The organism is Shewanella sp. 3_MG-2023 (assembly GCF_030548765.1).
GTDB lineage: Bacteria > Pseudomonadota > Gammaproteobacteria > Enterobacterales > Shewanellaceae > Shewanella.
Map to the genome: position 1 here is coordinate 1 of NZ_JAUOSH010000047.1, position 23069 is coordinate 23069.

A 23069-nucleotide genomic window follows, 5' to 3' on the forward strand; every position below is an offset into this window, starting at 1 on the left:
TATGCTTTCGTACTGATTAATAGTGGCCATTCGCAGGCCAAGCCGCACAGTTCAAAGCATTGGTAACCAAAGGAGAATTGTTATAGCTTTATGCTTTCGTACTGATTAATAGTGGCCATTCGCAGGCCAAGCCGCACAGTTCAAAGCATTGGTAACCAAAGGATAATTGTTATAGCTTTATGCTTTCATGATAATGACCATTTGCAGCCAAACCACACATTTCATCATAAGCTGTTTGATATACCACATTAGCCCTGGAATAATAATGGCTTCGCAGCAGCGTCTTAGCCTCTGCGAGTGAATTAACTACTGTGCAAGCGCTGCCTGCTGTCAGTCCTGAAAAGTTATTATCCGCATCCACTACGCCCACCAGATAGTGAGTCGAATCTGCCACACCGATGATCGTTGGCTGACTGTCGTTATACACAGACTGCTCGAAGGTATTCAGCCCATGTTGACTCGTATCTCTTGGGTTATTAACGGCTTTATTTATACTAGGCATAGTGGTTCCTCGGATGTAATAACTGATGCTTAAAATCAAGCTTCATTAACTGCAGCGACTAACTGCGGCAATTTAAGACTTAATGACTGCTCTCAGCACTGAGTTGTTAAATAAATTACGTTCAATGTCCAAAAATTGTTCACTACAATGACTACAGCCACAGTCACAATCCCTTTTTCACCCACACTTAAAAGTAAAATTGTTACTGAAATGTTTACAACAATAGCCAATATATATCCCGCCCCGTAGCACTTGAAAGCGATTCCCTTCCCAAAGTGGCTCCCACACACATAAGTAATTTGTATAATTTCTAATTTACTGAAAATATTGAATAAATTATGGCAACCTAATATATAAATTTAACGAAACCATGAATTAATAGTCACTTATTTAGCGATTAAACAACCTGTTAACTCGGTCACATTAACAAGCTAAATACCTTTAGGTAACAACCAAAACAGAATCATTACTTGATTTAGATCAAGGTCTAATTAAAACCCTAAGTTAGAGTAAAGACTCTAAAGTAGAGTTATTACTCTAACTTTGGATGTTGAAGATCTATTCGAATAAGAACTAAACAAAAACGTGAATTTTTTTGAACATAGCTCCATCAGTTAGGAGCTATAGATTGCTAAATAACATGCTCTCGGAGGCATTATGGACATCCCAGTCTGGCAATATTTCGTATCAATGACAGGTTATATTGTTTTATTACTCGTTTTGGTTGAAGGTATGCGCCGAACACCAAGATTAACCGCCGCTTTTTGGCTACTTTCATTAGTGACAGCCCCACTATGGGCAGATCAACTTGACGGATGGTTCCGTTGGGTTAAGACGGTCAGTGTATTAATCCCCACTGCAATTGTTGTTGGTGGTGCCCGTATCGCGTGGCTATATCATCAAAACCCACACAAGGTGCTGGCTTTTTTCCGCGGCGACTGGGTGTTAAAATTTCTATATGCAGTTTTAGTGTTAAACATTGCAGAAGCCACATTAAAAGACTTTGCTACAGCAAACTACTTTAACGCAATCTGTGGTGTCATTCTTTGTGTCACTATTCCTTTCCCACGCTACAAAAATGGTAAACGTGTCTATTGGGTTATCGGTAAAGACAAACCAAACGACTTACTGTTTTATTCCACAGCGGCATGGAACTTCCTCTATACCACCTGGAACCTAGCCTTTGTATTCGGTGAGAGCCCTGCGTTCTTCGCAAGTTCATTCTGTATCTTGATGGCGGCAGAGCTATACCCATTAATCAAAGGTCGACCAGAGCTTTACATAATCGCGCGTGTTTACACCTTGGCATTCCACCTACTGATCCGCGCTAACAGCGACGTGTTTGTACCACTAATGGATTCAAGCAGCTGGGCCAACGATAACGTGCTGTATTACTGGGGCGTCATCAACCTTGCTTTACACGTTCCTTTCGCAATTTGGTACTTCACCATGCAGAAGAAAAATGGTGAACCACCATTTGGTGAAAAGTCTCCACCACCATTAGTCAGCGAATTAGAAGATGATCAAACGGCTCAAGATAAGAAATTAGCAACAGCCTAATCACCTCCAACCGAATACCACATCGGTATTCGGTTAATACAACACGAGACGTTGTTATGAAACATAAACTAATAACACTATTTAGCGCGGTTTTTGCGTTAATGATGGTAAGCATCACCAGCGTAGCTAACGCTGATGACGCCATTAATCATCAAGTAGAAACTCAGCCGCTACCAGGGCAAATATGGCAAGGCACCAGAGACGGCAAACCCGGCGAAGGTAGCTTGTTTTATCGAATGGAATTTGCTGAAAACAATCTTGTCAGTGTCACTAAACAATCTGGCGGCTTTAATAAAGTCGAAACCCAGCGTTGGCAGCAAACTGCCACAGGTGTGGTGATTAGCAGCCAAGCGGGTGATGAGATTAATGACTTTGATGGGGCAACATTAACTTACGTTGACAGTGAAGAAATCCGCTTCACCTTAGCAGACGATGGCTTCAACATTCACAAATGGTATGAATACCGCGCTTATGGGCATGTATTACTGGTGCTATTTGGCTTAATTGCATTAAACGAAATGTGCCGACGCTACAAATGGAGTAACTACGTTTTTTGGTTCATCTTACCCATAGCGCTTATTCCACTGTGGTCAAGCTATGAGATCACCTACTGGTTCAAATGGGTAAAACTGTACTCAGTTGTTGGTGCTGCAGCCTTATTTACCTTAATCCGCTTTACCAAAGTCGGTGATATGAAATGGGCAAAATTCGGCGCTGCTGCATTCCTCGCGATTAATATTTCAGAAGCGGTAATGCAAGACTTCAGTATGGGTAATCTTGCCAATATCCTCAATGCAACTGGTGGTGTGCTATCTATTATCACCCTTGCAGGTTGGGCGAAAATTTTCTCAGACAAAAGTAAGCAGCAAGACATGATTTGGCCAGCAATGACCACATTTTGGATTATCGCCTACGACGTTTGGAATATTGTGTTCGTTTACCTCAATTTCCCAGGCTCTGCGACGGCGCAAATGATGGTGCTAATCGCAGCAACATTACCAGCGCTATTCATTAAAAAAGGCACTTGGTTACAGGCTCGAGCATTCACTTTAGCAGGCTCGTTCATGTACTACTTCAGCTGCCCATTCATGTACGAAAGTAACGTGGTTCCACTACCACGCAATGATGAACTCATGCTGGCAGCAGGTGCAGCTAGTTTCATCATTAATGCTGCTTATGCTTATGTATTCTTTAGTAAAAAATATACCAACACCCGTTTAATGGCAGGTTCATACCAAGCCCAATAAAACGTGAAGAAGTAATGGGTACTGGCGCAACCTATCGCCAGTACCACGAGGATTAGTCCTCAGAAATTTATAACGCTAATGATAAAAACTAATTAAAAACTAATTACAAAATAATGGAGTTACCATGAAAACACGCATTCTAAGTATGGCAATACTCGCTTCAATGACTTCTGGTTTAACTTATGCTGCTGACACAGAAGCAGATATTGATATGTCTAATCCAACTGATGTTTACACCTCTATTGGCGCATCATACGGCAGTGAAGGCATGAACATTAAAGGCCAATTAATGCTGTCGGAAAAAACCGCTGATTCAGGTCAAAAGAGTGGGGTTATTTTCGAAGCTAAAAATATCTTTAACGAGGGTGATAAAAGCCCTAAATTTACTGGGATGATAGAGCATCCTGATTACGGCCTTGTACCAACATTTAATGATGAAACCAGCAAGCGTTCGTACCGTTTACGTTATGGCACTATCAACACCACAAACGGCACCGGCTGGTCTATTGACGCCATCCTAGCTGACCATCCTTTTTATGGCAGTATGGCAGTGGTGCAAGCGGGTCCTGTGATGACGATTCCGGTTACTGATAACTTCTATATTTGGCCAATTTTATATGCCGGTGCTGTGGTCGTTGGCGATAACATGCAAGATATTACAGCTACAGACATCCCGGTAACCAGCAGTGGCATTGATGTTCCATCACTCATTTTAACCGGTATGGTTTATGCCCGTTATGCCTTTAATGATAACTGGTGGATGCTATTAAGCGCTTCTTATACCGAAGAAATGCAAGGCAAGTCATGGAGCGATGACATCATGGATGGCGGCTTACAAATGGCAAGCTTTAGCGGTGAATTATCTTTGGCATATCAAATGAACAAACGCCAAAACGTGCGAGTGAACTATAAAACAGACAATAGTGATAGCACTGATGATAGCTATTGGATTGAATATAACCACGCATTCTAGCCAGTGTATTTTTAACTAATAGCCACTAATGCTCTTTCGCTGCTAAATACCAAACTGTTTCAGTATTGGCAGCGCTTTTTAATCCTTAATGGAGGATGACATGATTAAACGCATTATTACCGCAACGAGCTTAATGTTCGTGTGTGCCAGCGCCTCAGCTGCCGTTGATATTTCAGGTGTCAGTGTGCCTGAAAACGTGACTTTAAATAACAGCACTATGGTGTTAAACGGCGCCGGAGTTCGGAGTAAATTTTTTATCGACTTATATGTCGGTTCTTTGTTTACCACCAGCACCAGTACCCAAGCACAACAGGTGATTGATAGCGACTCCCCAACTGCGATTCGGCTTAATATTACCTCAGATATGATCACCTCAGAAAAAATGATCGATGCCTTAAATGAAGGCTTTGATCGGGCAACAAACGGCAAAACGGAGCCGATTGCCGCCAGTATTGAATCCTTGATCAACTCTTTTTCTGATCCCATTAAGTCAGGCGATCAATTCACCTTAATGAGCGTGCCCGGTGAAGGTGTGATTAGTTACAAAAATGGCCAGCAATTGGCTGTCACTCCAGGTGAAGACTTCCGTAAAGCGGTGCTCAGTGTCTGGTTAGGCAAAAAGCCAACCGATAAAGGCCTAAAAAAATCGATGCTAAAAGGTTGATCTAAAACAATAAAAGTGACGATAACCATGGTCTAAGGCGATAACTGTTTGCCGCTGTCACCTTAGCCATGGTAAATCTAGAACAAATTTTAATAAATCAATAAAAAACAATAGTTTAGATTTGAATTATTTAGTTTAGGCTAAGGTAAGTATTCGGTTTTTTATCCCCTAGGCCTTTTCTACTTTGTATTATAAGAGGCAATTTTATGACTCCTTTGGCAATGTGGCGTGCTGCTTTTTTCCCGACCAATAATACCTGGAATGACACTCAACTCAGGTATGTGGAAGTCATTCTATTTTTCTCACTTTTATCACTATTTACCGGCCTTTACAGTCTGTTTAAATGGCTGCAATTTGATCATAGTTTATTGATCTACACCTCTATATTTTTAATTATTGCCGAGATAAGTGCAGGCTTAATTTTGCGCTTGGCAAAAATGCCGACCCTCGCGCTTAATGTCGGTTTCCTTGGTATGGCTCTACATGCACTGAACCTTATTTATCAGGACGGTGGTGTGCTCAATTCAAGTCAGAGCCTATGGTTAACGGTATTACTGATCGCCTTCTTTTTAACTGCAGGTATTTTAATGGCGACGATTTGGAGTGCGCTGGTGATCGCAGCGTCATCTTGGATGCTAATGTTAGAGTTACAAGGGGTGAGCATTCCGGTTATGGAACTGTCTGATACGGCATACATGACAGAGGCTTGGTCTGGTTTATTAATGCCACTGATTATAATTGTTATCGCCCAAGCCTTTACCGCCAAGCAACGTAATAAAGCCATTGAGCATGCTGAAAAATCTCAGCATCAAACAGAAAAAGTCGCAAATGATGCAGAGCAAAGCGCCCAGCAATTATCGTCAATTTTACATCGCGCGGGTGACAATGCGGTGCAACTGTCTAGCATGGCTGAGGTACTTGAAACACAATCTGAAGACTTGCATCATCAAGTGGATGATTTAAATCAAAACTGCCAATCTCAGGCCAGCGCCGCTGAAGAAATGAACCAACAGCTTAGCCGGATGACTCAAGATGTTGAGCAGTCAGAATCATTTGTGGTCGATTTACGTAATCGCAGCCAACTTATCAATGATCAGGCTCAGCTAAGTGCCTCATCACTGGCGGCTACTACAGAAGCTATCAGCAAAATTTTAGTCAGTAATAAAGAAATTATGTCAGTGGCAGATTTAATTACCTCGGTGGCAGACCAAACCAACTTATTGGCACTCAATGCTGCCATTGAAGCGGCTCGCGCTGGTGAGCATGGGCGCGGTTTTGCAGTAGTGGCTGAACAAGTGCGCGAGCTGTCAGCTAAGAGTAATACCTCTGCAGTCGAAATTCGTAGCCTGTTAGATCGTAGCCAAAAAGAAGTGCTGCACGGCCAAAGTGTCATTGAGCAATCCAGTAATGAGCTCACCAGTATTATCGCTAAGGTCGCAGAGACCCTCAGTGATATCAATCAACTTGCCGATACCATGGTGCATCAAGTTCAGGCAGTTCAAGAACTTAATACTGCCAGCGCCGAAGTTGCTAGCAGTGTTGTTAAAACTCATCAAGTATCAGAGTCTGTTGCCAACCAAGGCGAGAAGCTTACCCACCAGGTTGAAACGCTAAAAAGGTTAGCAACTGATTTGAATATGGCAGTCAGTAGCTAGTATTGCCAAGCTGTAAATGCGAACCCTAACAAAGAGCGCTAACAAAGAACACTCGAAATTAGCACTCGTTCAAATATAAACCAGTTAAACAGCCTGTTGATAAAACTGTGATACAGATCTCTTGAGCACATGGGTAACATCACGCATGCTGTCAGTCCTTTTTGTTAAACTTTTTAATCGCTTAGCAAAAAGATCCGTTCGGATGAAGGTAGCAGGAGAGTGGGGAGCAACCCCACACCGACGAGGCAAGTTTGTTGGATGGTATTGATATCATTTAATAAACCACTCTTTCAGGTGCCACTTAGTGGTGAGGACTGTTACTGGACGAGCCTCTGGAGAGACTGTAAGCATTAGTGGTTCGCAGCTTAATGTCATTACAGCGCCGAAGGCGAAAGTGGCAGTTGAATTAATTCAACTGCCGCGAAACGCTCAGGCAAAAGGACAGAGGAGAGGATGACTGTATTCATTTATGGTCACTGTCGTTTTCTGCTGTGCCTAATGTCATCAATCATGATGAACACCTGCGTGAGCTGTATTCCTCAGTACCACAAATCCAGCCATTTCTTTTCCTCCTCCATATTAATTTTGTTGTTTAATATTCGAGGAATACCATGAATTTTCACGCGCTTTTAGCCGATATCAATGCCATTGTTTGGGGCCCTATAACCCTATGCTTACTGATCGGCACCGGGCTATATCTCACCATTCGCCTAAAATTACTCCAAGTCCTTAAGCTGCCACTGGCCTTAAGCTTATTATTTAAACCTGCTAGCGGCAAAGGCGACTTATCTTCCTTCGCGGCCTTATGTACAGCGCTATCTGCCACTATCGGTACTGGTAATATTGTCGGCGTCGCCACCGCGATTAAAATCGGTGGGCCGGGCGCCCTTTTCTGGATGTGGCTAGCAGCCTTCTTTGGAATGGCAACCAAATATGCTGAATGTATGCTGGCAGTAAAGTATCGCACCACCGATGCCAGAGGTAATATTGCTGGCGGGCCAATGTACTACATTGAGCGTGGTCTCGGCTTAAAGTGGCTAGCCAATATTTTTGCTATTTTTGGTGTCGGCGTAGCCTTTTTCGGTATCGGTACTTTCGCCCAAGTGAATGCCATTAGCGATGCCATGACCATTGCCTTTGATGTGCCGACTTGGGTTACCGCCCTCGTACTCACCACCCTTGTCGCTGCGGTGACGATCGGCGGCGTTAAACGCATTGCCAATGTGGCGCAAAAGTTAGTACCTACTATGGCGCTAGGTTATGTATTGGCCTGTTTGTGGATTTTATTTAGCTTTTCTGAGCAAATCATTCCGGCCATTGAATTAGTATTACACTCAGCCTTCGCCCCTATTGCTGCAGCAGGCGGTTTCTTAGGCGCAACGGTGGCGCAAGCCATTCAAATTGGTATCGCCCGCGGGGTATTCTCTAATGAATCGGGTTTAGGGAGTGCGCCCATTGCGGCCGCTGCCGCTAAAACTAAAGAACCGGTCGAGCAAGGCTTAGTCAGCATGACCGGCACCTTTTTTGACACTATTTTGATTTGTACCATGACAGGCTTAGTGCTGATTATCACCGGTGTGTGGAATGGCGATACTGCTGGCGCAGCAATGACCAGTGCAGCCTTTGCCTCTGGCGGCTCAGTGATTGTCGGCCAGTATGTGGTGACCATTGCTCTAGTGTGTTTTGCCTTTACCACCATTCTAGGTTGGCATTATTACGGCGAGCGTTGTTGGTACTACCTAACCAGCAAACGCTTAGGTGAACAAGGTATTAAACTATATCAGTTTATCTTTTTAACTTTGATTGCCGGCGGCGCGTTTATTCAACTAGACCTTATTTGGATGCTGGCCGATACCGTTAATGGCTTAATGATTATTCCTAACTTGATCGGGATTATTGGTTTAAGACACATTATCTTAGCCGAAACCAACAAGTACTTTGCTAAGCAGCTAGGTAAACATGCCTCTTACAATGCACTGGACTCAGCAGTTAAGTAACGAGGTTTACTGAAATACCTTAAGCCCTTTTTTAATGTTTAAAAACAGGCTTAAATAATAAAAAGGCGCAGTCAGTGAATGACTGCGCCTTTTTTGAAAGCTGATTATCTCAGCACACATCATCTTGATAAGCATCAAATTAACCTAGGGATTATTTAGCTGTGATGGTTTGTTTTACTGTGCTTTTTAGATTGTTCATAAAGGTTTTAAAGTGAGGCATAAAATCCAAAAATAGTGGATGCTTACGGTTTTGCATCATCACAGGCCCTAACAGTCGTAAGGCTACGGCGACTCTGGTGGCAAGCGGCGCTTCTAAGCCACTGCCCTTTTTTATATTTTCAACAGCGTTGAATAGGTCTTCCCTATCTTGAAACTCAAAGCTTAAGGTTTTGCCAGTATCTTGGCCTGAGATCTGCTCTTCAACGGTAATGCGGTAGCGATTTTCTCGGTTAATTTTAGGGATCATAATCTCTCTCCGGCTTAATGAAACAAGTTAAAACTAGTTGATAAGGTCAACTATAATTGCGCTGGTTGATTTTGTCAACCATTTAATTGTAGCAATGTTAACCAGTAGAGAGCTGTTATAAGGTTTACACAGGGTTTGGATTAACTGGTTACGCTTCAGCAAGACGCAACCAGTTAGTTTGAGCTAGGACCTTGTTAGTTTCAGCCTGCTTTTTATGACGTTAAACTTTTAATTGCCGCGCATTAACGGCGACATTAAGCTTTAAGGCTTGGGCTTTAACACTTAAGCGTTAAGACTTGAGAAGTAATCATCCCAACTTTGATGCTTACGACCTGCAGCTTGGGTAAAGTCGCTGGGGTTATCTGATTTACCATTAAGTATGCCTTGGTAAATACCTGCAATCACCGTACCCATAAATTCACCCAGTTCAGCGGTGCGATCGTCGCGGTATTGCGCCACTGAAACAGGAATATATTTAAGGCTAAGCTCAAAACTCTTATTCAAGTATTCAGCCAATTGATATTGAGTTATTGACTCACCATGGAGGTTATAAACATGGCCGTTATGTTTATCTTCAGTCAACATGCAGGCATAGGCAAATGCCAGCTCTTTTCGAGTGGTGTAACCGCACTTGCCATCGCCAGCGCAATTGGAAATAAAGCCGGCCGCCTTGTAGCTATCAATATACTCAATATCTGGCTCAATATAGATACCGTTTCGGCCTATAACCCACTCAAGTCCTGAGCTCTGGACATCTAGCTCGGTTTGTCGATTACTCTGAATAACCGGAGAAAATGCCGTGCCTTCCTCAGCGCCTTGAACGCTGGTATAGACAATTTTTTTAACCCCTGCCTGCTTGGCTGCTTGAATAACATTACGATGCTGAGGAATACGCGCTTCAGGGGCTGCCATACCTGATACCAGTAATAAGGTATCGACACCATTAAGCGAAGTCTCAAGCTCAGCGAGATTATCGTAATCACCTGGGCGAACTTCAACCCCAAGGTGTTTGGCATTGTCGACGGTTCTAGCAAGGGCGATTACATTGTAATTGGGGCCTAAAGCAAGCAGGGCATTTACTATTGCAGCGCCAAGTTGACCACTAGTTGCTGTTACAGCAATATTCATTGGATATTCTCCTGTTCAAAGCATTTAATCCATCGGCGAGTGCCAATCTACAAAAATTAAAGCATAGCAGCTTATTTGCGCAGCCGAATAACTGCTAGTGAATAACCACAGCCGAATAGCCACTGGCGAATAACTGCTAGCGAATAACCGCAGCCGAATAACTGCTAGCGAATAACCACAGCCGAATAGCCACAGCCGAATAACTGCTAGCGAATAACCACAGCCAAATAACTGCTAGCGAATAACCACAGCCGAATAACTGCTAGCGAATAACCACAGCCGAATAGCCACAGCCGAATAACTGCTAGCGAATAACCGCAGCCGAATAACTACTAGCGAATAACTGCTAGCGAATAACCACAGCCGAATAGCCACTGGCGAATAACTGCTAGCGAATAACTGCTAGCGAATAACCACAGCCGAATAACTGCTAGCGAATAACCGCAGCCGAATAACCATTGGTGAACACCATCAACAAAGGTTAACCCTAAAGAATAGGCAAAAAGCAGCATTAATATCTAAATAAGGCTTAAAGTAAGCCTCTTTTAGTGTTTTGTGTTACGAAAAGTCTTTTCCCATCCAACAAAACGCTATCTCAATTGATGCAGATCAAGGTGCTCCTAGCTTAACTATTGTCTTATAAAGGTGACTAAGATCACTAAAGCACATTCAAACTGTGCTTTAGTGTCACAAATATAACCCTACAAGCTCCATCACATAAAATAATAGGTGTACTCATGGAATTACTACCGAACTGCTATACCGACGTGTGTATTAATGGAAAATGGTTTCATTACGATCACAACAAACAAGCGGCATTTATGCTTAATGGTAGCGATCCGCTCTCAATTGAACTTGAGATTACCCCCACCACAGAAGCAGAACTTGAAGCACACCTGGCCTCTATTGCCACCTTCTAAGCAAACTAACTACCGCAATATCAAACCTTGGTTTGATAACGACAATGCCAGAAACAAAATTCCCCTCAATATTGTTTCTGGCTTGATATTTCATTTTCCGCTGTCGCTTTAAGCTATAATGACAATACAACACCAAGAGTATCTAGTTGTTAATGAGGCATTAATGGAAAAACGTACGGTTGTAGTTATTGATGACGATCCTGTTTGCACAGGTTTGTTACTGGCAATTTTGGGCGATGAATATCGGGTTATGACTGCAAATTCTGGCGATGCCGCCATCGAAATGTTTGCAAGCATTCGCCCTAATTTAATTTTCGTCGATATCACTATGCCTAATATCAATGGCTATCAAGTAATCAAGTTTATTAAAGATCAGCCTGAAATCGCCAATACTCCGATCGTAGTAGTCAGCTCACTCATTGAAGCATCTGATCAAGAGTTAGCCTTAAAAATTGGTGCTGATGATTACCTGACGAAGCCCATCATGCCCAATGATGTGCAAAAAACTATTGATCGCTTTCTGAGTTAATCGATCATTTGAGCAGTAAAAAAGCCTTTTCATAATGAAAAGGCTTTGTCATTTTTACAGCTAGCTTAAAAGTACATTGGTAAGTACCTTAATCCATAAACACTAATTCATAATGAGCTTTGTCACCTTTAACTTCTAAGGCTACCCGGTAAGTCTCAACCGCAGTTTTCCAATTCACACTGTCTAAGGTTAAATAATACAGCCCTGATTCAGCTTCATTGATATCAAGTGAGCAGGTTTCAGCCTCAATGCAATTTGCATGACTCGCCTGATGCCAATCCAGATTGTACTTGGTTGACGACTGCGTCTTTGAAGGGTAACCCATAATAATCAGGTTAAATGCACTTGCGTCAGTGACCGACAAATCATCATCACCTGTCAGTTTTACTGTCACTGCGCCATTTTCTGCATCAACAGATTGTAAGCTAGCAGTTAAGGTCTCAGTTTGATCAATATTGACCGTCAATACCGGAGGCTCTACAGGTGGCTCAATTGGCGGATCGATAGTTTCATCATCAGAGCCTCCACAGCCAAACAACAACATCGAACTCAAGCCAATGACACTACATAATTTAAGATGTTTCATGTTATTACTCCCAGCAATTAGTGGCCGCCGTGACAGGTATTACATGACATATTCGTTTGCACACTAGGGGCAAATGTTGATGACGATGTATGACAACCTTGGCAATCTTGAGTCGCATCTGAAACTGGGTGATCATTTACGGTCTCACCATCAAAAGCCTTGTTAAGCATTGCAACTAATTCATAGACCACAGAGGCTGAAAGCTGTTTACAGCGCATGCCTTTTTCACTAAATGACTTACCATTTTCACTGGCCCAAAGACTAATAGAGCTGTGACAAAGGGTGCTATTTGCCGCTGTAGGTTTACCGACTTGAGCTAAGGTCTCTGTCATGTCAGCGCCTATGCCTTCAATAAATTCAGCCGTTTGAAACGGTAGTGTTTCTGATTCATAAAAACGCATGGTTTGACTTAACATTGCATTGGCAGGCTCACCATTAATGGATAATAAATTAACCAACATACCTGTGGCGTTAATATTGCCACAAACAGTGCCTTCTCCTAGCATGCCTGCATAGCCATAATGCGCCATGGCGGTTGGTACTTGGGCGAACTTATCAGCATCAACAGAATCTGATTCTGCCAAGCTTTGAATAATGCTATCAAATACTTGGAACATACAGCCATTACCGGTTTCATAAGCACGTTTTGCCACAACCATGGGATCAAGTTTGCTATAAGCTAAGCGGGTACCCACTTCTAATTTCCAATCTCCGCTAACGTTGGTCACTGCCGCTATAACAGGATTAGCGATAAGTGCCCCGCCCGCTGCCGCAGTAGAAATACCAATAATACGGTTGATCGCTTGTCTTCTATTTAGAGTTTTCATAATCACTTGCCTCGCATTTTTATATTTATTCCCAACTTTTAAGCTGAGTGTTGATAACTGGCAGAACGCTAAAAAGTACATCTTCAGCACTTACGTTTCTGGCTTGAGATAAGCATGACAGACAGGAAAAATGGCAACGGGAGCTAGTTCAAAGTAATATTTCAGTTAATCACTCCATTAGAAAAATCGAATTGAAGATGGATTAAATAGCGAAAAAACTCAACTTAACAGCGTTAAATATCAAAAAAGCACCCGCATTTAGCACGTAATACTAATTACAGAGTTTTACTTTTGAGATTACTTAAAATCTAATGTGACCCAGATCACGTTAAGTTAATTGTCCGTAGCAGAACTAGCAATATCCGAAGCGCGGGAGCTTGATACGAGCAGCCGCGACTGCAATGGCTATTGGTCATAACAAAGAAGTAATGAGTGGCTTTTAGCAAAAGCCAGCTGCAAAGTTAGTGCTGTATGGTAAAACTGTGATTTGTAGAATGTTTGTAATTATCTAATTGCAGTAAACTTAACAATAGAATGTTTATCTGAGTGTGATTTAAATGCGCATTGAAATCTTTGAATTTGATATTGCCAATAGCCAAATACTCAATACTGAATCTCAAGTTCAGCTGCACCTTACCCGCACCGAAAGTCAGGTTTTAGAGCAATTAAGTCTTCACCCCAATCGCATCATGACCAAAGGCCAATTAGCCTGTGCTGGCTCCCAAAGCCCTGTTATGAGTGAATCGGCAGTGGCAAAAGCAGTATTTACTTTGCGTAAGTACTTTGGCGAAAATTATGCTGAATTAATTGAAACCATTCCGCGTAAAGGTTATCGGCTCAATATCACCCCACCAGCAGCCAGTTGGATTCAGCAATCTGCAAAGCATAAAAAACACTTTATCTATACCACTGCATTGGTGCTTGTAGTGTTAACCGCCATTATTGCAGCAATGCATCAATACATACTGTTTAAACCTGCACAAACGCCAGTCAAAAATAGCCGCATTGTGCAATTAGATAATCAGCAACAAATAAAACTGACGTGGCTTGAGTCACCCAGCATATCAATGCAACAAGATAAGCCCACTGAAGAAAAAATCATTGCTGCTCTCAACCAATGCAACACCTTAGTGTGGCAACAAGTGTATCTGGCATTTTCTAACGACATGCAGGTGTTAAATATCTCTTTAGCTCGGCAAAAGCCAAATGGCGATAACTTAATGCGCAATATTAAAACCAGTGATTTTAGTTTAACCCCGAATTTTATCTCCGATAAATGGCTAGCTGAGGTATCACTCTGTGACTAATCGCATCATATTCAGAATACTGGCGGCCTTAATGGCCATTGTCAGCATCGTCATTGTTTACCAGCATATCAAAGCCACCGAAGTGGATATGGTGCTATCTTGTCGCAATGAATTAGTGGCGAAAAACCCTAATAGTGACACCATTGAACATCACTCGCTGATCGCTGATTTTACCTTACAAAAACGTTCAGCCAGTATCAGCTACCGTTACTTCACGACCGATGGCAATCCTATTGCAACCCTGTATTTAACAGGCGATGTACTTAGCGCTTATAAAGAGAAAGACACCTACATTTTAAACTTAACCCACAATGAATTAATTAGGCATAATACTGAGCTGCCATTACCACAACATGCCAGCCACTTAGAGGCCTTTGCTAAAAGAAATATCAGTAAAAAAGGCGTCCATAACCTTACGATTCAAATTACTAATCGAAATGCGCAACAAAATACCGTGTTACTGTATTTTTTACCCAGTACTAATATCTGTGCCTGCAACCTCGTGGAAATGAAGTAACTGAGCTAATGATTTAAAGTGATGCTTTAAAGTGATGCTTTAAAGTGATGCTTTAAAACCGTCACTTGCTAATAGGCTAAAAAATATAAAAACAATGCAGCTCAGTTCACATAAGCACAAACACTTGGTAACAACAAACCTAAGCAATGCTATAATCCCGCTTCGAACAACTTCAATAAAACTATTAATAACAATATGTTGCTGGATTAATATGCCTATAATAACCACAAGAACACTACGCTACCTTCCTTTATGCATGGCCGCGGCCTTTGCTACCTCAGTTCAAGCTAACAATCACAGTTTTGATGCGCGCTCACATGCCATGGGCGGCGTTGGCGTTAGCAGCGCCGATTATTTAACGGCGCCGTTTCATAACCCTGCATTAACGGCGCGTTTTAAAGAGTCCGATGGCGTGGCGGTATTGTTCCCTGCTTTTGGGGTACACGCTAACGATCCCACTGACACTATCGAGAATGTTGAAGATTTTTCAGACGTTTATGATGATTTTAAGAACATCAGCATGCCAACTGAAGCTGATGCCCAAGTGGTGATCGATCAACTGCAGTTGATCCAAGGCAATTACGCCCAAGTACAAGTGGGCACCCAGTTAGCCATTGCGATCCCCAATAAATTTGTATCGGTCAACCTGTTTGCCCAAGCCTATGCCGATGCACTGGTGTTTGCTGATATTGCTGATAGCGATCTTGATCCAAGCAATATCATCAACCAAGAGTTGAACTCTCAAGCGTTAACCATGGGTGTAGTTGTTACCGAAATTGGTGTCAGCTTAGCTAAGTCGCATCAGTTTGCCACAGGCGAGCTCTACTATGGGGTGTCACCTAAATATCAGCAGGTAAACACCATAAATTATATTACCGACATTGATAACTTTGAGTTTGATGACTGGGATGATGATCGCTACCAAAACGATCAAGGCAATATGAACCTTGATGTCGGTATTGCTTATCAACATAACGCCGGATTTGGCTTTGGTTTTGTGGGGAAAAACTTAATCGAGAATAGCTATGACACTGAGCTAATTAATGGCGTGCAAGGTCAATATGAAATAAGCCCGACTTATACTATCAGTGCAAATTATCAAAACCGTTTTATCACCGCAGCCATTGATGTGCAGTTAAATGAATCTGAAGGTTATAGCAATATTGACGGCACGCTTAACCAGTTTGATAGCAGTAATGACAATCGCCAACTCGCGGCTATTGGGCTTGAGTTTAGCCCTGCTAGCTGGGCTAAATTGCGCGCCGGCTACCAAACAGATTTAACAGATAATATCGATGACAGCGTGACTGCCGGTTTAGGCTTATCCATTGCTGGAGTATTTAATATCGATATTTCAGCCAATTACAGTGATGAAAATAATATGGGGGCAGCACTGCAAACCAGCTTCATTTTTTAGGTTTTAGATTTAAAGTTTAAGCTTTCTGAGCAGAGATTTTTAAAAAGTAACCATAATTAACAACGCTTACGTTGCTGATAATAAAAAGGCTGTTGCAGAAAGTTCTGCAACAGCCTTTTTTATAAGTGATATTTAATCAGTTAGTAAGGCTTAAATATTTGTATTTCGCCCCTACTATTTAGCTCCAGGTTCAGCAAAGCGGTTCATCCACTGCTCAACTTGGTTATACCAATAAATTGAATTATTCGGCTTCATGATCCAGTGGTTTTCATCAGGGAAGTAAATCATCTTCGACTCCACACCACGGGTTTGCAGAGTGCGGAATAACTCAAAACCTTGGCCGACTGGCACACGGTAATCAAGCTGACCATGAACCACTAAGGTTGGGGTATTAAAGTTTTCAGCGCCGTAATGGGGCGAAATTGCCTTGTAGATTTCAGGCTTGTCCCAGTAGTTACCAAAACGGGTACTGTGAACCGAGAAATCTGCCGCCATTTGCGAGTACATGTTATAGACCGCAGCGTGGATAAATAACGCATTAAATGGCTGTTCTTTTTGACCTAATATAATCGAGGTTAAGTAGCCGCCATAGCTTGCACCACCCGCCACTAAACGATCGTTATCGATCCAGTCTTTTTGCTTAAACCACTCTGTCGCTTTAAACACATCTTCCAGTGACTTGTTTTTCCAGTCTGGGTTGATGCTGTCAGCAAAGTCTTGACCAAAGCTGTTTGAACCATGAAAGTTTGGCCACGCCGTCACATAACCCCATGACGCAAAGGTTTGCGCATTCCAGCGATAGTGGAAACCATCAGAAATGGCATTGTGTGGACCACCGTGGATCAGCATCATTAATGGGTATTTTTTGCTGCGATCAAAACCCGGAGGATAATGAACCCACATTTGAATGTCTTGATCGTTATAACCTTTATAGGTCACCGACTCATAAGTGCCCACATCGATATCCGCTAAAATTTCATCATTAAAGCTGTCTAAACGGGTGCTACTGCCATTACGAGGATTGATTTTTACCAAGCGCGCTGGATAAGTAAAGCTGTCATTGGCGGCCACTAAGGTGCCGTCATTCGCCAGCGCAGGCATACCAAAGTTAGTCGCTTTAGTGATGGCTTTTACTTTGCCGTTTTTAGCATTGATATGAAAAATGCGTCTTGTGGCGGCATCATCAATGGCTGCATAAAAGCCTTTGCTGTCGGGTGTCCACACAAAACGCGCGACGCTGCGATCCCAGTCTTTGGCAATCACTTTTTCGCTGCGCTTGTTAACATCGAGCAAAATTAGCTTGGCAGTATCGGCATAAAAACCATGAATCGTTTGGCGGGTAAAAGCCAAGGTTTTGCCGTCTGGGCTAAATGTTGGGTTTGCATCTGGCGCTTGGTTGTTCGGGGTTAGGTTTTCAACCTTAGCGCTACCGATTTTTGCTAAAAAGATATCGATTTTAGCGTCAACTTGGTTGTCCCAACCGTTGCTATTAAAGGCAATAAAACCCTCAGCTGGATCGATGTCATAGCTAGCTGCACTTTGCGACGAACGTGGTAGCTGCTTGTTTAAAGGCTGAGTAATGGGCTCAATATCGCCACCTTTAGCAGGGATACGAAACACATGGGCTTCACGGTCTTCATCCAGCCAATGATCAAAGCTTGAATAAGGTAGTGCATTCCATTGGTGGGCTGATACTTTATCGTCTTTATCAGCTTTTAATTGCTCGGCTACTTGATCCCAGTTTTTACCTGGAAATACTGAACTGATAAAGTAAATATGCTCACCCACCCACTTAATTCCATAAGCGCCACTTGGCACCTCAGTTAAGCGCTGGGCTTCACCTGGTGAGTTCATTGGTAATAAGTACACTTGACCCGCTTCGTCTTTATCACGCTTGCTGATAAAAGCTAAAGTATTGCTGTCTGGTGAGAAGGTTGGCTCACTCACACGTAAACCTTGAGCGGTAATTGGGCGCTGGCTGTTGCCCTCTTTATCAAATAACCATAATTGAGTTGAGCCTTTATCTTCAGGCACATCGTAGTTAGTGACAGGTGCAATGATGTAATCGCCATTGGGGGAAATAGTAGGATTACCGATGCGGCTTAGTTGCCACAATACATCCACTGAAAGGGTTTTGGTTTGCTCTGCAAACGCTGTCGCTATTGACATAAACGTGCACAACAGCACTATCCCGACTCTCTTCACGTGTCGTCTCCTTCAAATTTGTTTTAATTATTTTATTTTTGCTAATAACTTTGTCTGTTCATGTGGCGATAAAAGTTACTTAAATTCTATCGTCATCAACAAATAGCAGTGGCTAAGTTGGCAAGTTGTTACTGTTATCACATCACTATCATCAGGCTTAACACTTAAATGAAGCTTAAACCTGAGACTGATAAGCAAAAACCACAAATTTAGTGCTTGTCAGGCTAGTTTTCGACCTAAGCACCATTGTAAGCAGTTTATAAAAAAAGCTACCATTATTAAAATTAGCTGTTGATTAATAAGGGGAATATAACAATGGTGCAACATGCTTGATTCACATCAAGACAAGATAAAACAGCAGCTTTCAGCGGTTTTTTTAACTGATTATAAAATCAGTAAATTACAATTTAATTTGCTGATTTTTCTGGCCATCATTTGGGGGGGGGTCTGTAATTATTTAGCAATTAGTTATATTCCCATTGAGTGGTTCAATATACTCGGTTTTTGGCCCATTTTAGCCATGTATTTGTTCTTCAGCATTGCTGGGGCGCTGTTATTAGACCAAAAGTTGCCGATAACAATCTTTGCAGGCTTCAATGTTATTGTCTTAGGCGCGGGAATACTGCTCAGCTTTATGCTGAAATCGGTTGCCGCAGACACCATTTCTACCTTCTTTCAATATGCGGCCTTAATGACCTTATTGATGCTGTTTATCATCCATTTTTTGCCTAAAACTCTGCTAACCAAGAAGGTGGTGGCGACTATTGCACTGGGACTAATCATACTAATAGAGCTAGTATCATGGTCACTTTGGGGAGTAACCAGCAACCTATTTAGCTTAGGCATTCTGGTGATGGTTTTTAGTGGCAGCAGCAGTCTTTGGGCTGAAGCCAATGAAGAATATGATGGCAGTGTCGGTTATTGTGCCGAATTAGACTATAAAATAAGTCATGCTATCTCTTGGAGCGCATTTGTGTATATGGGGTTAATTCATTTACTCATGACCTATCTCTCTAAAAGAGAGTCGTCTTAGATTATAGGTAGGGCAAGCAAGCTAACTTGTTTGCCCTATTAATATTTAGCTTGAAAATAGCCTGTTAAAATGACCTTGAAAAATAGCCTTTAACTATCAAGCTGCAACTATCCCATGATTAATCGCTTAGAAAAAACCTAACGGGTTAATGTCGTAACTCACCAGCAAGTTTTTGGTTTGTTGGTAATGATTTAAGGCCATCTTGTGGGTTTCACGGCCCACGCCTGATTTTTTATAACCGCCAAATGCCGCATGGGCTGGATACATGTGATAGCAGTTGGTCCACACTCGGCCTGCTTGAATATTACGCCCCATTCGATAAGCCAAGTTAGTGTCTCGGGTCCACACTCCTGCGCCCAAGCCAAAGTCAGAGTTATTGGCCATGGCGAGTGCTTCGGCTTCATCCTTAAAGGTGGTGAGCGATATCACTGGGCCAAAAATCTCTTCTTGGAACACGCGCATATCATTGGTGCCTTTAAGCAAGGTTGGCTGAATATAATAACCACTATCAAAATTATCACCCACAGATGCAATCTCGCCGCCTAATAACACTTCAGCGCCTTCTTTTTTGCCGATATCAATGTAGCCTAATATTTTATCGAACTGCTCTTTCGATGCCTGCGCGCCAACCATGGTGTCGGTATCTAAGGGATTACCACGCTTGATCGCTTTTGATCGCTCTATCAGCATTTCCATGAATTGCGGGTAAATATCTTCTTGGATCAGTAACCGTGACGGACAGGTACATACTTCTCCTTGGTTGAAAAAGGCCAGCACTGCGCCTTCTACGCACTTACTTAAATATTCATCTTCAAAGTTAACCACATCGTTAAAGATGATATTGGGTGACTTACCACCTAGCTCGACCGTGGAGGGAATAATGTTTTCAGCGGCGCATTTTAAAATATGCGAGCCAACTGGGGTTGAGCCTGTAAAGGCAATTTTGGCAATACGCTTACTGGTTGCGAGCGCTTGACCTGCTTCTTCACCAATACCATTAACGATATTAAGCACCCCAGCAGGCAGCAGATCGCCAATTAACTCCATTAAAAATAGAATCGATGCTGGTGTTTGCTCCGCAGGTTTAAGGATCACGCTGTTGCCCGCAGCGAGCGCAGGCCCAAGCTTCCACGCCGCCATTAATAGAGGAAAGTTCCACGGAATAATTTGCCCAACAACCCCTAACGGCTCATGAATATGGTACGACAAGGTATTGGCATCAATCTCTGCGGCGCTGCCCTCTTGGGCACGTAAACAGCCAGCAAAGTAACGGAAGTGATCAACTGCTAAGGGAATATCGGCATTAAGGGTTTCGCGCACGGCTTTACCGTTATCCCAAGTTTCGGCCACTGCCAGAGCCGTTAGGTTATTTTCGATGCGATCGGCTATTTTTAATAAAATATTAGAACGCTCCGTGGCTGAGGTTTTACCCCAAGATGCTTGGGCTTTATGGGCTGCATCAAGGGCTAACTCAATATCTTGTGCATCTGAACGGGGAATTTTACAAAAAACTTGGCCATTTACTGGGCTGATATTGTCAAAATACTTGCCATTAACAGGCTCAACCCACTGACCGCCTATGTAGTTTTGATATACCGATTTATAGCTCATTTCTGAACCTGCTGCGCCGGGTGCTGCGTAAATCATAGTACTTTCCTCTAATTGTATTTTTTGGATAACTAATTAAGCTAAGTCAATAATTGGAAAGTGACTATTCTGAGAATCCACAGCTGTTGCCTCACAGTACAAATGATAGTGAAACCTGTGTCTAACCCATTGCACCATTTACAATAAATTAAGTGATGTTAATGGCTTAGGTCTGCGATCATTGCCTCTAGGCTATCGCAGCATAAGTAAGGATTGTTGTTCAGGAACAAATATACCAAATGACTTGGTATCACTCTGTGAGGGAACAATATGATCAGTGGACGCCTACAACTGCAGCGCAGCAAGCCAAAGGTACTAGTAGAAAACAAGATTAGTTTTGCTGGACCTGAATCTGAACTGAGTATTTACGATACCTTTGAGCAAGCCTCACGGGTGGCACTACAATCTGACCAACTGTTATTTTGCGGCATGGTGACGGGTAAAAAAGTGATGCACTCGGTAGATGATTATGAGGCGGCGTTTTACCCCCATGAATCTTTTATTATGGCGCCCAATCAAGCCGTAGAAATTGATTTTCCTGAGGCTAAAATCCATCAACCCACCACCTGTTTAGCCATTGAGATTTCAACCGAACGGGTACAACAAATTGCCGATAAACTCAATCTGAGCGCGCCTATCGATAAGCAATATGGCCACTGGCAATACCAACCATCTTTAGTGCATACCCACCATAATCAGCAAACACAAGCGCTATTAGACAGAATTGTGGCGATTTATACCGAGAATGAACAGGACCGCAGTTATCTGATTGATTTGGCGATTTCAGAATTAATAGTGCGCTTAATGCGTCATCAAACCCGTGACTTTTTATTGCATCACAGTCATAACGACCCGCAATTTAATGGCCTCAACGCCGCGTTACACTATATTAAGCAGCACCTCAGCGAGCCATTAGATATTAATGCCTTGTGCCGACAAGCCTGTATGAGCCGCAGTAAGTTTTTTCAGCAATTTAAACAGCATTTGGGCTGCACGCCGATGGTTTATCAGCAGCAAAGCCGCTTAACTCAAGCGGCGACGCTGATAGAGCAAGGCCAGCAAATAACCCAAGTGTGTTATTCACTGGGTTACCACAGTGCTAGCCATTTTAGTCGCCTGTTTAAACAGTTTTATGGCATTTGCCCTGTTGATTATAAACTGCGCCATTTAGCGAGTTAGCTTTTAAATCGGATTTAAGCTTACAGCTGGGTAAATTGACGGATCAAGTTATGATAAACATTGTGCAGATTATCTAACTCACTGCGATCGGTATTACCTTGGCTGATGAGCGTTTGAATGGTTTGATCAAGCTGATAAAGGTTTTGCCTTAAACTCCCATCAGCCACCATGCTTTGCATCCAGGTAATGGCAGCCACTCGTTCACCACGGGTTACTGCAGTGACTTTATGTAAACTGCTAGATGGATACAATACTGCGTAACCTGCTGGCAGCTTTATTTGCTGCTCGCCAAACTCGGTAGCAATAATTAACTCGCCGCCATCATACTCATCTGGCTCACTTAAAAAGGTGGTCATCGACATATCACTTCTTAGCACCTCATTGGTGCCCGGAATGCGCATCACTGCAGCATCAACGTGAAAACCATATTCTTCAGATATCCCATAGCGATTAAAACAAGGCGGAAAAATTTTATGGGGTAAGGCCGCCGAAACGATCTTAGGGTTATGACCAAATTGCGCCAACAACTTATTAGCCAGTTGGCGCACCACATCATCATTAGCATCCGCTTGATGGTTATTTTTGACTGACGCCGCCATGCCCATGGCGGTTTGCTTGCCATCTAACCATGGCGCATCAGCTAATTGCTGCCTAAATAAGCTCACTTCTTCAGCAGTCAATATTTTCTCAATAACAATCATGATGATCCC

Annotated in this window: 22 protein-coding genes and 1 riboswitch; of the genes, 13 read left to right on the forward strand and 9 right to left on the reverse strand. The window is 42.6% G+C overall.

What is annotated here, in order from left to right; all coding sequences use genetic code 11:
- Nucleotides 1–169: 169 nt before the first annotated feature.
- Complete coding sequence (locus tag Q4591_RS18790; RefSeq protein ID WP_102440695.1) at nucleotides 170–502, reverse strand: DUF6482 family protein; 333 nt, start codon at nucleotides 500–502, stop codon at nucleotides 170–172.
- Nucleotides 503–1159: 657 nt separating this feature from the next.
- Here Q4591_RS18790 and Q4591_RS18795 point away from each other — a divergent pair.
- The 6 genes from Q4591_RS18795 (at nucleotide 1160) to Q4591_RS18820 (ending at nucleotide 8598) form a co-directional block, all read left to right on the forward strand.
- Nucleotides 1160–2062 (forward strand): hypothetical protein, encoded by a 903-nt coding sequence (locus Q4591_RS18795; protein WP_102475656.1) that lies wholly within the window; start codon nucleotides 1160–1162, stop codon nucleotides 2060–2062.
- A 56-nt stretch (nucleotides 2063–2118) separates the two neighbouring features.
- Nucleotides 2119–3309: a DUF5692 family protein gene (locus tag Q4591_RS18800; RefSeq protein ID WP_241900991.1), complete on the forward strand. Its 1191-nt coding sequence runs from the start codon at nucleotides 2119–2121 to the stop codon at nucleotides 3307–3309.
- A 124-nt stretch (nucleotides 3310–3433) separates the two neighbouring features.
- Nucleotides 3434–4282, forward strand: coding sequence for a hypothetical protein (locus tag Q4591_RS18805; RefSeq protein WP_102440697.1), 849 nt, complete (start codon nucleotides 3434–3436; stop codon nucleotides 4280–4282).
- 100 nt (nucleotides 4283–4382) lie between these two features.
- Nucleotides 4383–4946, forward strand: a complete 564-nt coding sequence (locus tag Q4591_RS18810; protein WP_102440698.1) for a chalcone isomerase family protein — start codon at nucleotides 4383–4385, stop codon at nucleotides 4944–4946.
- Between the two features lie 206 nt (nucleotides 4947–5152).
- A complete protein-coding gene (locus tag Q4591_RS18815) occupies nucleotides 5153–6601 on the forward strand; it encodes a methyl-accepting chemotaxis protein (RefSeq protein ID WP_102440699.1) in 1449 nt (482 codons plus the stop codon).
- Between the two features lie 322 nt (nucleotides 6602–6923).
- Nucleotides 6924–7056: riboswitch (glycine riboswitch) on the forward strand.
- 156 nt (nucleotides 7057–7212) lie between these two features.
- On the forward strand, nucleotides 7213–8598 hold the full coding sequence (locus tag Q4591_RS18820; RefSeq protein WP_102440700.1) for a sodium:alanine symporter family protein: 1386 nt from the start codon (nucleotides 7213–7215) through the stop codon (nucleotides 8596–8598).
- A 151-nt stretch (nucleotides 8599–8749) separates the two neighbouring features.
- On the opposite strand, the gene Q4591_RS18825 is transcribed toward Q4591_RS18820, so the two are convergent.
- The 3 genes from Q4591_RS18825 to Q4591_RS18835 form a co-directional block, all read right to left on the reverse strand.
- Entirely contained in the window at nucleotides 8750–9064 is a 315-nt protein-coding gene (locus Q4591_RS18825) for a DUF3861 domain-containing protein (protein ID WP_102440701.1), read from the reverse strand.
- Nucleotides 9065–9346: 282 nt separating this feature from the next.
- Entirely contained in the window at nucleotides 9347–10192 is an 846-nt protein-coding gene (locus Q4591_RS18830) for an SDR family oxidoreductase (protein WP_303462426.1), read from the reverse strand.
- A 332-nt stretch (nucleotides 10193–10524) separates the two neighbouring features.
- A complete protein-coding gene (locus tag Q4591_RS18835) occupies nucleotides 10525–10704 on the reverse strand; it encodes a hypothetical protein (protein WP_303462428.1) in 180 nt (59 codons plus the stop codon).
- Between the two features lie 225 nt (nucleotides 10705–10929).
- On the opposite strand from Q4591_RS18835, the gene Q4591_RS18840 reads away from it, so the two are divergent.
- Both Q4591_RS18840 and Q4591_RS18845 read left to right on the forward strand, forming a co-directional pair.
- A complete protein-coding gene (locus Q4591_RS18840) occupies nucleotides 10930–11112 on the forward strand; it encodes a hypothetical protein (RefSeq protein WP_076538754.1) in 183 nt (60 codons plus the stop codon).
- A 163-nt stretch (nucleotides 11113–11275) separates the two neighbouring features.
- Nucleotides 11276–11641, forward strand: coding sequence for a PleD family two-component system response regulator (locus Q4591_RS18845; RefSeq protein WP_102440703.1), 366 nt, complete (start codon nucleotides 11276–11278; stop codon nucleotides 11639–11641).
- A gap of 88 nt (nucleotides 11642–11729) precedes the next feature.
- On the opposite strand, the gene Q4591_RS18850 is transcribed toward Q4591_RS18845, so the two are convergent.
- On the reverse strand, nucleotides 11730–12227 hold the full coding sequence (locus Q4591_RS18850; protein WP_102440704.1) for a hypothetical protein: 498 nt from the start codon (nucleotides 12225–12227) through the stop codon (nucleotides 11730–11732).
- 17 nt (nucleotides 12228–12244) lie between these two features.
- On the reverse strand, nucleotides 12245–13054 hold the full coding sequence (locus tag Q4591_RS18855) for a cytochrome C (RefSeq protein ID WP_102440718.1): 810 nt from the start codon (nucleotides 13052–13054) through the stop codon (nucleotides 12245–12247).
- Nucleotides 13055–13611: 557 nt separating this feature from the next.
- On the opposite strand from Q4591_RS18855, the gene Q4591_RS18860 reads away from it, so the two are divergent.
- From Q4591_RS18860 to traF, 3 genes are all read left to right on the forward strand, one after another.
- On the forward strand, nucleotides 13612–14361 hold the full coding sequence (locus Q4591_RS18860) for a helix-turn-helix domain-containing protein (RefSeq protein ID WP_102530686.1): 750 nt from the start codon (nucleotides 13612–13614) through the stop codon (nucleotides 14359–14361).
- Entirely contained in the window at nucleotides 14354–14878 is a 525-nt protein-coding gene (locus Q4591_RS18865) for a hypothetical protein (RefSeq protein ID WP_102530685.1), read from the forward strand. Before Q4591_RS18860 ends, Q4591_RS18865 begins: the two co-directional genes overlap by 8 nt.
- A 211-nt stretch (nucleotides 14879–15089) precedes the next feature.
- On the forward strand, nucleotides 15090–16295 hold the full coding sequence (gene traF / locus Q4591_RS18870; RefSeq protein WP_303462430.1) for a conjugal transfer protein TraF: 1206 nt from the start codon (nucleotides 15090–15092) through the stop codon (nucleotides 16293–16295).
- Between the two features lie 174 nt (nucleotides 16296–16469).
- On the opposite strand, the gene Q4591_RS18875 is transcribed toward traF, so the two are convergent.
- Nucleotides 16470–18500 (reverse strand): S9 family peptidase, encoded by a 2031-nt coding sequence (locus Q4591_RS18875; RefSeq protein ID WP_303462432.1) that lies wholly within the window; start codon nucleotides 18498–18500, stop codon nucleotides 16470–16472.
- Nucleotides 18501–18825: 325 nt separating this feature from the next.
- Between Q4591_RS18875 and Q4591_RS18880 the strand changes: the two genes are divergently transcribed.
- Nucleotides 18826–19533: a hypothetical protein gene (locus Q4591_RS18880; RefSeq protein WP_303462434.1), complete on the forward strand. Its 708-nt coding sequence runs from the start codon at nucleotides 18826–18828 to the stop codon at nucleotides 19531–19533.
- A 126-nt stretch (nucleotides 19534–19659) separates the two neighbouring features.
- On the opposite strand, the gene Q4591_RS18885 is transcribed toward Q4591_RS18880, so the two are convergent.
- Nucleotides 19660–21180 (reverse strand): aldehyde dehydrogenase family protein, encoded by a 1521-nt coding sequence (locus Q4591_RS18885; RefSeq protein WP_303462436.1) that lies wholly within the window; start codon nucleotides 21178–21180, stop codon nucleotides 19660–19662.
- Between the two features lie 270 nt (nucleotides 21181–21450).
- Between Q4591_RS18885 and Q4591_RS18890 the strand changes: the two genes are divergently transcribed.
- Nucleotides 21451–22359, forward strand: coding sequence for an AraC family transcriptional regulator (locus Q4591_RS18890; RefSeq protein WP_102475662.1), 909 nt, complete (start codon nucleotides 21451–21453; stop codon nucleotides 22357–22359).
- A 20-nt stretch (nucleotides 22360–22379) separates the two neighbouring features.
- Here the strand turns inward: Q4591_RS18890 and Q4591_RS18895 are convergent, their stop codons facing one another.
- Entirely contained in the window at nucleotides 22380–23063 is a 684-nt protein-coding gene (locus tag Q4591_RS18895; RefSeq protein ID WP_368501231.1) for a Fe2+-dependent dioxygenase, read from the reverse strand.
- Nucleotides 23064–23069 lie beyond the last annotated feature (6 nt).

Coding starts and splice junctions, on each gene's coding strand:
- Q4591_RS18790 (WP_102440695.1), bottom strand. CDS start 502: ATGCCTAGTATAAATAAAGCCGTTAATAACCCAAGAGATACGAGTCAA.
- Q4591_RS18795 (WP_102475656.1), top strand. CDS start 1,160: ATGGACATCCCAGTCTGGCAATATTTCGTATCAATGACAGGTTATATT.
- Q4591_RS18800 (WP_241900991.1), top strand. CDS start 2,119: ATGAAACATAAACTAATAACACTATTTAGCGCGGTTTTTGCGTTAATG.
- Q4591_RS18805 (WP_102440697.1), top strand. CDS start 3,434: ATGAAAACACGCATTCTAAGTATGGCAATACTCGCTTCAATGACTTCT.
- Q4591_RS18810 (WP_102440698.1), top strand. CDS start 4,383: ATGATTAAACGCATTATTACCGCAACGAGCTTAATGTTCGTGTGTGCC.
- Q4591_RS18815 (WP_102440699.1), top strand. CDS start 5,153: ATGACTCCTTTGGCAATGTGGCGTGCTGCTTTTTTCCCGACCAATAAT.
- Q4591_RS18820 (WP_102440700.1), top strand. CDS start 7,213: ATGAATTTTCACGCGCTTTTAGCCGATATCAATGCCATTGTTTGGGGC.
- Q4591_RS18825 (WP_102440701.1), bottom strand. CDS start 9,064: ATGATCCCTAAAATTAACCGAGAAAATCGCTACCGCATTACCGTTGAA.
- Q4591_RS18830 (WP_303462426.1), bottom strand. CDS start 10,192: ATGAATATTGCTGTAACAGCAACTAGTGGTCAACTTGGCGCTGCAATA.
- Q4591_RS18835 (WP_303462428.1), bottom strand. CDS start 10,704: ATGCTGCTTTTTGCCTATTCTTTAGGGTTAACCTTTGTTGATGGTGTT.
- Q4591_RS18840 (WP_076538754.1), top strand. CDS start 10,930: ATGGAATTACTACCGAACTGCTATACCGACGTGTGTATTAATGGAAAA.
- Q4591_RS18845 (WP_102440703.1), top strand. CDS start 11,276: ATGGAAAAACGTACGGTTGTAGTTATTGATGACGATCCTGTTTGCACA.
- Q4591_RS18850 (WP_102440704.1), bottom strand. CDS start 12,227: ATGAAACATCTTAAATTATGTAGTGTCATTGGCTTGAGTTCGATGTTG.
- Q4591_RS18855 (WP_102440718.1), bottom strand. CDS start 13,054: ATGAAAACTCTAAATAGAAGACAAGCGATCAACCGTATTATTGGTATT.
- Q4591_RS18860 (WP_102530686.1), top strand. CDS start 13,612: ATGCGCATTGAAATCTTTGAATTTGATATTGCCAATAGCCAAATACTC.
- traF (WP_303462430.1), top strand. CDS start 15,090: ATGCCTATAATAACCACAAGAACACTACGCTACCTTCCTTTATGCATG.
- Q4591_RS18880 (WP_303462434.1), top strand. CDS start 18,826: ATGCTTGATTCACATCAAGACAAGATAAAACAGCAGCTTTCAGCGGTT.
- Q4591_RS18885 (WP_303462436.1), bottom strand. CDS start 21,180: ATGATTTACGCAGCACCCGGCGCAGCAGGTTCAGAAATGAGCTATAAA.
- Q4591_RS18890 (WP_102475662.1), top strand. CDS start 21,451: ATGATCAGTGGACGCCTACAACTGCAGCGCAGCAAGCCAAAGGTACTA.